The sequence below is a fragment of the Actinomadura sp. WAC 06369 genome (genome assembly GCF_003947565.1).
GTDB classification, from domain to species: Bacteria; Actinomycetota; Actinomycetes; order Streptosporangiales; family Streptosporangiaceae; genus Spirillospora; species Spirillospora rifamycini.
Genome location: NZ_QHJN01000262.1, coordinates 1 through 6,774, shown reverse-complemented (window position 1 = coordinate 6,774; position 6,774 = coordinate 1). Strand labels below are relative to the sequence as shown.

General features: G+C 73.6%; 4 protein-coding genes and 2 pseudogenes. 2 read left to right on the top strand and 4 right to left on the bottom strand.

Annotated elements, in window-relative coordinates; genetic code table 11:
* Both DMH08_RS40630 and DMH08_RS37515 read left to right on the top strand, forming a co-directional pair.
* Positions 1–239, top strand: a pseudogene (locus DMH08_RS40630) (hypothetical protein); the annotation flags it as partial.
* A gap of 10 nt (positions 240–249) precedes the next feature.
* A complete protein-coding gene (locus tag DMH08_RS37515; protein WP_233618049.1) occupies positions 250–1,482 on the top strand; it encodes a glycosyltransferase in 1,233 nt (410 codons plus the stop codon).
* A 9-nt stretch (positions 1,483–1,491) separates the two neighbouring features.
* On the opposite strand, the gene DMH08_RS37510 is transcribed toward DMH08_RS37515, so the two are convergent.
* From DMH08_RS37510 to DMH08_RS42185, 4 genes and pseudogenes are all read right to left on the bottom strand, one after another.
* Positions 1,492–4,140, bottom strand: coding sequence for an MMPL family transporter (locus tag DMH08_RS37510; protein ID WP_125620973.1), 2,649 nt, complete (start codon positions 4,138–4,140; stop codon positions 1,492–1,494).
* A 26-nt stretch (positions 4,141–4,166) separates the two neighbouring features.
* Positions 4,167–5,963 carry a fatty acyl-AMP ligase gene (locus tag DMH08_RS37505; protein ID WP_125620971.1) on the bottom strand — a complete coding sequence of 599 codons (1,797 nt, stop codon included), beginning with the start codon at positions 5,961–5,963 and terminating at the stop codon, positions 4,167–4,169.
* Positions 5,964–6,193: 230 nt separating this feature from the next.
* Complete coding sequence (locus tag DMH08_RS37500; protein WP_233618048.1) at positions 6,194–6,436, bottom strand: TFIIB-type zinc ribbon-containing protein; 243 nt, start codon at positions 6,434–6,436, stop codon at positions 6,194–6,196.
* A 102-nt stretch (positions 6,437–6,538) separates the two neighbouring features.
* Positions 6,539–6,774: pseudogene (locus DMH08_RS42185) on the bottom strand (hypothetical protein); the annotation flags it as partial.

Genomic DNA, 6,774 nt, shown 5'->3' with positions numbered 1-6,774 from the left:
CCGCCGCCCCGCCCGCGGAACCCGCGCCGTCCGCGCCGTCCGTTCCGGCGGACGACGTCTGGTACGACCGGCCCGGCACCGTGCGGGACGGCGTCTCGCTCGGCCCCGACGACCCGGCGGGCGCCCGCCGCACGCCGCCGCCGCCCGCGGGCTGGTACCGGCCGTACACCCCCGACGAGGAGCCGCCGGCCGGGCCGCCCGCCCCGCCGCCGCCCGGCCCCCGCGACGACGCCTGGTGAGGAGCCGCACGTGAGCAGCATCGTGATCTACGGCGCGGGCTCGCGCGGGGACGTCCAGCCCTGCGCCGCCCTCGGCCGCGCCCTCCGCGCGCACGGCCACCGCGTCACCCTCATCGCGAGCGCCCGCTACGCCCCGCTCGCCGAGCGCGCCGGGCTCGGCTTCGCGCCGCTGACCGCCGACCCCACCGAGATCCTCGAGTCGGACGCCGGGCAGGAGCTGCTCGCGGGCGGCCGCAACCCGGTGAAGTTCCTCGGCGGCTTCCGGCGGATCCTCGGGCCGATGGCCGAACGGCTCCTCGCCGAGTGCCTCGACGTCGCGCGCAAGGACGCCGACCTCGTCCTCGGGCCGACGCTCGGCGCGCTCCCCCGGCACATCGGCGAGCACCTCGGCATCCCCTGGGCGATGATCCACTTCCAGCCGAGCCGCGCCACCGGCGCGTTCCCGCACCCGTTCGTCCCGCGCGCGCGCCTGCTCGGCCCGTACGCCAACCGGGCGAGCTACCACGCCGTCGACCAGCTCTCCTGGCTGCTGTCGCGCCCCTTCATCAACCCGTGGCGGGAGCGGTCCCTCGGGCTGCCCCCGCTGCCGCTGCGCAACGCGGCCGACGACCGCCCGGCCCTCGCGTGCTTCAGCCCCACCGTCGTCCCCCGCCCCCGCGACTGGCCGGACAGCCTCGCCATGACCGGCTACTGGTTCCTCGACGAGCCCGCCTGGACGCCCCCCAAGGACCTCGCGGACTTCCTCGACGACGGGCCCCCGCCCGTCTACGTCGGCTTCGGCAGCATGGTCCCGAAGGACCCCGCGATGACCGACCGGATCGTCCGGACGGCGCTGCGCCTCGCGGGCGTCCGCGGCATCGTCCAGGGCGACCCGGACACCTCGGACGACCGCGTGTTCGCCGTCCGCGACGTCCCGCACTCGTGGCTGTTCCCCCGCACGGCCGCGGTCGTCCACCACGGCGGCGCCGGCACGACCGCCGCCGGGCTGCGCGCGGGCGCCCCCACGGTCGTCTGCCCGTTCTTCGGCGACCAGCCGTACTGGGGCGAGCGGGTCGCGGCGCTCGGCGCCGGGCCGTCCCCGCTGCCGTTCCGCGGCCTCACCGTCCCGCGGCTGGCCGCCCGGATCCGCGCCGCCGTCGAGGACCCGGACATCGCCGACCATGCCGACCGCGCCGGCCGCCGCATCCGCGCCGAGGACGGCCTCGCGCGCGCGCACGAAGCCCTAGAGCCGCTCCTGAACTGACGCGGGCGGCTACTTCCAGGTCCAGCCGGTGCCGTCGGGCGAGCGGACGATCTCGCGCCGTTCGCGCGGCGGGCGCGGGCGCCGCGGCTGCGGCGGCCCGTCCGCCCACGGCGCCCACGGCGCCCCCCGCCCGTCCGTCCGCCCGCCCGCACCGTTCCCGGCGGCGCGCCCGTTCCCGGCGCCCGGCGGAGGCACCGCCCCGGGCGCGGGCGGGACGCCCGGCGCGGGCGGGGGCTTCGGGCGGCCGGACTTGCCCGCCTTCCGCGACCGCTTCGACGGCGCGGCGGGCTTCGTCCAGTGCAGCGTGTACGGGACGGGCTGCTCCTTCGGCAGCGGCGGCGCCACCCCGACCGGCCCGGCGGCCGCCGGGCCGCCGCTGCTCTCCCGCAGGTCCATCTTCGCGTGCAGGCCCCGCAGCGGCTTCGGCAGCCACCAGTTCGCCGACCCCATGAACCGCATCGTGGCCGGGACGAGCAGCGACCGCACCAGCAGCGCGTCCACGACGACCGCGACGAACATGCCGACGCCGATCAGCTTCACGACCGTGATCCCGGCGAACGCGAACGCGCCGATGACCACCAGGAACAGCAGCGCCGCGCTGGTGATGATGCTGCCGGTGTGCTGCATGCCGGACGCGACGGCGGTGCGGTTGTCGTGGGTGAGGTCCCACTCCTCGCGGATGCGGCTGAGCAGGAAGACCTCGTAGTCCATCGACAGGCCGAACACGACCGCGAGGATGAGGATCATGCTGGTGGCCTCGACGCCGCCGGTCGGCGTGAAGTCCAGCAGGCCCGCCAGGTGCCCGTACTGGAACCCCCAGACGATCGCGCCGAACGACGCGCCGATCGACAGGACGTTCATCACGATCGCCTTCAGCGGCAGCACGATCGACCCGAAGAACATGAACAGCAGCACGAACGTCGCCAGCCCGACGGCGAGCGCCATCTTCGGCAGCGACTCCATGAGGCTGTCCATCAGGTCCATCTGCGCGGCCGTGCTGCCCCCGACGTCGATGTGCATCGGGTAGCCGTCCTTGGTGAGGTGCATGGAGCGGATCAACCGGACCAGCTCCTGCGCCTGCTCGTCCATCGGCTCGTACCGGTGCGTCACGGAGATCCGCACGCCCCCGTACTCGCCCGAGTACCCGCTGAACTCGGCGGACACGACGCCGCGCAGCTCCTCGAGCTCCTTGCGGAAGTCGTCCAGGTAGGGCGGGATCACGTCGCCCTCGGCCGGCGACCAGTTGCGCGGGATGAGGTCGCCGGAGACGACGACGTCGATCGGCTCGGCGGACCCGTTCGGGAACTCCGCCTTGATCGTCTCGACGACCGCGCGGGTCGGGCTCTCCTGCGGCAGGACGCGCGCGTCGATGCTGCCGAACTGGACGTTCAGGAACGGCTGGAACATCACGGCCAGGATGGCGAGCACCACCGCGAAGTACGGCAGCGGGTGCTTCATGACGCTGTGCCCGAGACGGAACCAGAAGCCGCTGTCCGGGTCGCGCCGCGCGCGCTTGGCGGACGGGCGCCGCCACGGCATCCGGCCGCCCTCGACGCGCGTGCCGAGCAGCGCCAGCAGCGTCGGGAGCAGGACCGTCGCGCCGAACACGGCGACCATGACGGTCGCGATGCCGGCGAGCCCGATCGTCCGCAGGAACATCTGCGGGAACAGCAGCAGCCCGGCGAGCGCCGCCGACACCGTCACGCCCGACACCATGATCGTTCGTCCGGCCGTGGCCATCGTCGTGGCCAGCGCCGCCTCCCGGACCGGCCGCAGAGTCCCCTTGTACTCCTTCTTGGCCGCCCTGCGCGCGCGCCGGCCCTTTACCCGCTTCCACGGTTTGCCCGGCGGGATGTCCTGCGCCGCCATCCCGCGTTCGAGTTCCTCACGGAACCGGCTGATGATGAACAGCGAGTAGTCGATGCCGAGACCGACGCCCATCATCGTGACGACCTCGAGCGCGAACGACGTCACGTCCGTCATGTACGTCACGGCGTGCAGGACCGCGAAGCCGCCGATCATCGAGAACACCGCGACACCGATCGGCAGCGTCGCCGCGACCATCGCGCCGAACAGGATCACCAGCAGGACGATCAGCGGCCCGGCGGTGATCAGCTCCGCGCGGACGATGTCCGCGACGACCTGCGAGCCGAACTCCTGCCCCAGCGGCACGCTGCCGCCGAGCCGCGAGTCGAGGCCCGGCGCGGCCAGCCGGTCCTTGATCAGCTCGTAGTTCTCCAGCTTCTCCGCGCCGGTGTCGCCCGCCAGCTTCACCGCGACGAACGTCTTGCGCCGGTCCTGCGACGCGAACGACTCGGCCGCCTCGCCGTCCAGCGCCCAGTACGAGATCAGCTCGCTGACCTGCGCCTTCGGCAGCCGCGCGACCGTCGTCAGCACGCTCGCCATGTACTCCGGGTCGTCCACCGTCATGGTGTCGCTGGAGTACAGGACGATCACGTCGGGGTTCGTGCTGCCGAAGTACGTCGCGCCGAGCCTCGCGACGAGCGTCGAGGACGCGTCCGGGTCCTCGAAGCCGCCCTCCTTGAACTTCCCGAGGACGCCGATGCCCCAGGCGCCCGCGGCGGCGGTGAGCAGCACGATCAGGACGAGGCTGAGCCAGCGCCGCCGGTGGATGAGCCGCCCCAGCCCCGCGAGCATGGTCCTCCTTGTGTCGAGGTGACCCGTTACTTCCGGGACGCGAGTTTCGCCGCCGTCGTCGGGAGCACGCCGTCAAGGTAGCGCTGCCGGGTCGCCGCGCGCGCGATCTTCCCGCTGGACGTCCGGGACACGCCGCCCGGCTCGATCAGCACGAAGTCGTGCACGCTCATCTCGTGCTCGACGTTCACCGCCGCGCGCACCGCCGCCTCGACCTCCTCCGGGTCGAGCCGCCCCAGCGGCACCCGCCGGTTCCGCTCGGCGACGACCACCAGCCGCTCGGTGTCCGCGCCCGTCAGCGCGAACGCCGCGACGTGGTCCGGACGGACGGCCGGGTGCGCCTCCTGCGCGGTCACCTCGATGTCCTGCGGGTAGTGGTTGCGGCCGTCCACGATGATCAGGTCCTTGATGCGGCCCGTCACGTACAGCTCGCCCTCGTGGACCACGCCGTAGTCGCCGGTCTTCATCCACGGCCCCGCCGGCAGCTCCCCCGGCTCCGCGAGCTCGCCGCCGAACGTGTCCTGGCTGCGCTCGGAGTTCCGCCAGTAGCCCGGCGCGGTGTTCGGGCCGTGCACCCAGATCTCCCCGACCCGCCCGTCCGGCTGCTCCCGCCGCGCGTCCGGGTCGACGATCGCGACGAGCTGCCCCGACGGCCGCCCGCACGACACGAGCGTGCTCGTCCGGTCCGAGTCCGGGTCGCCGAGCCGCAGCTCACCGCCCGTCAGCGCCTCCCGGTCGACGGCGATCGTCTGCGGCGGCGCGTCGTCCGCCGCCGCCGTCACGAACACCGTCGCCTCCGCCAGCCCGTACCCGGGCGCCTGCGCGCCCGGCCGCAGCCCCGCGGGCGCCAGCGCCTCCGCGAACATCGACAGCGTCGACGTCCGGATCGGCTCCGCGCCGTTCAGGCACGTCGTCAGCCCCGACAGGTCCAGCCCCTCGAGCTTCTCCGGCGTCGCGGACGTCGCCACGTACTCGTACGCGAAGTTCGGGCCCGCCGTGTACACGTTCTTGCCGGGCCGCGCGGCGATCAGCTCCATCCAGCGCAGCGGGTTCATGATGAACGACACCGGATCGGTGTAGATCGCGTGGTCGCCCCGCACCAGCGGCAGCGCCATCGTCGCGATCAGCCCCATGTCGTGGAACAGCGGCAGCCAGCTCACCAGCTCCGGGTCCGGCTTCTCCGGCGCCCAGCCCGACCAGAGCTGGATCGCGTTCGCCGTCACGTTCCCGTGCGTGATCTCCACGCCCGCGGGCCGCCGCGTCGAACCCGACGTGTACTGCAGGTACGCGAGGTCGTCGAACCCGAACGGCTCGTCCGTCCAGCCCTCGCCCAGCGCCGGGTCGACCTCCTCCGCGAACACGATCTCCTTCGGCTGCGGGACGTCGTGGTCCGCGAGGAACTTCTCCACGTGCGGCAGCGCGTTCCGCGACGTGACGATCACCGTCGGCTCGGCGTCGGTGTACGCGCCGATCAGCCGGTCCGCGTGGCCCGGCAGGTCCGGCGAGAACAGCGGCACCGCCACAACGTGCGCGTACAGCGCGCCGAGCATCGCCATCATGTACTCGAGCGTCTGCGGCAGCAGCAGCGCAGCCCGGTCACCCGGCTCCGCCGCCTGCCGCAGGCGCACCGCCAGCGCGCGCGCCCGCCGGTCCGTCTCGGCCCAGTCGTAGGTGATGTGGACGCCGGACGGGTCCAGCGAGTAGTCCACGAACGTGAAGGCGGGGGCGTCCGGCTTCTCTCTCGCCCACCTCGCGAGCCGCTCGATCAGCGGGGTGCGCCCGGCACCGCCGGGCAGGAGTTCGGGGAGCAGCGAGCCCAGTGCCATGGAAGTTCTCCCGGGGGGACGGGCCGGGCGGGCCGCTCGAAACGGGCGCCGCCCGCGAAGGGTGGGCCCGGACGGCCTCTGCGGGCGTCCGGCTACCGGCGAATGACCGTGAAGCTACCCGATGGTAGCCATCGGGCGATATTAGCCGCCGGGCACATTGGCGGACACTCCGTTTGTCACGGCGATGACAAACGGAAACGCCCGATCACCCACTGTGCCCGGCCCATCGATCACCGCGAGAAGATCTGCTGCATGATCCCCCGGCGATGCCGCCCCTGGTACGTCGTGTCCGGATTCTCCCCGTCCGGCAACTCCGCGAGGTAACGGCTCTCGGCGTCGATCAACTGCTCCAGTTCGCCGCGGTCGAGAAAAACACCCTGGCATCCCGGGCATTCCTCGATCACGACCCCGTTGCGTTCGTGCGTGTCGAGCTGCGTCGCGCACTTCGGGCACTGCATCGTCGCTTCTGACATACCGGATCCCCTGTCCGTTAAGACGGTGTTGGCCGTCAGCGGGTCAGCTTATGACGCCGTCCCCGTTTTGGCACGACCGGGTTCATCGCACAGGACCCGCCGTCACCCACCGGCCCGGACCACCCGCACCCACGCCGCCCGCCGCCGCCACAGCCCCACGCACGCCGCCGCCCACAGCAGCGCCAGCTCCCCCACCGCCGCGCGCCCGAGCACCACCGCCCCGTCCCGGCCGCCCCCCCCCCCCCACGCCGCCCGCGGCGGCGCGGGCCGAGGCGCCGCGCCGGTCCCCGGCGGCGCGGGCGGCGGCGAGCGGCCGGGGCGGGGGGGCAGGGCGCGGG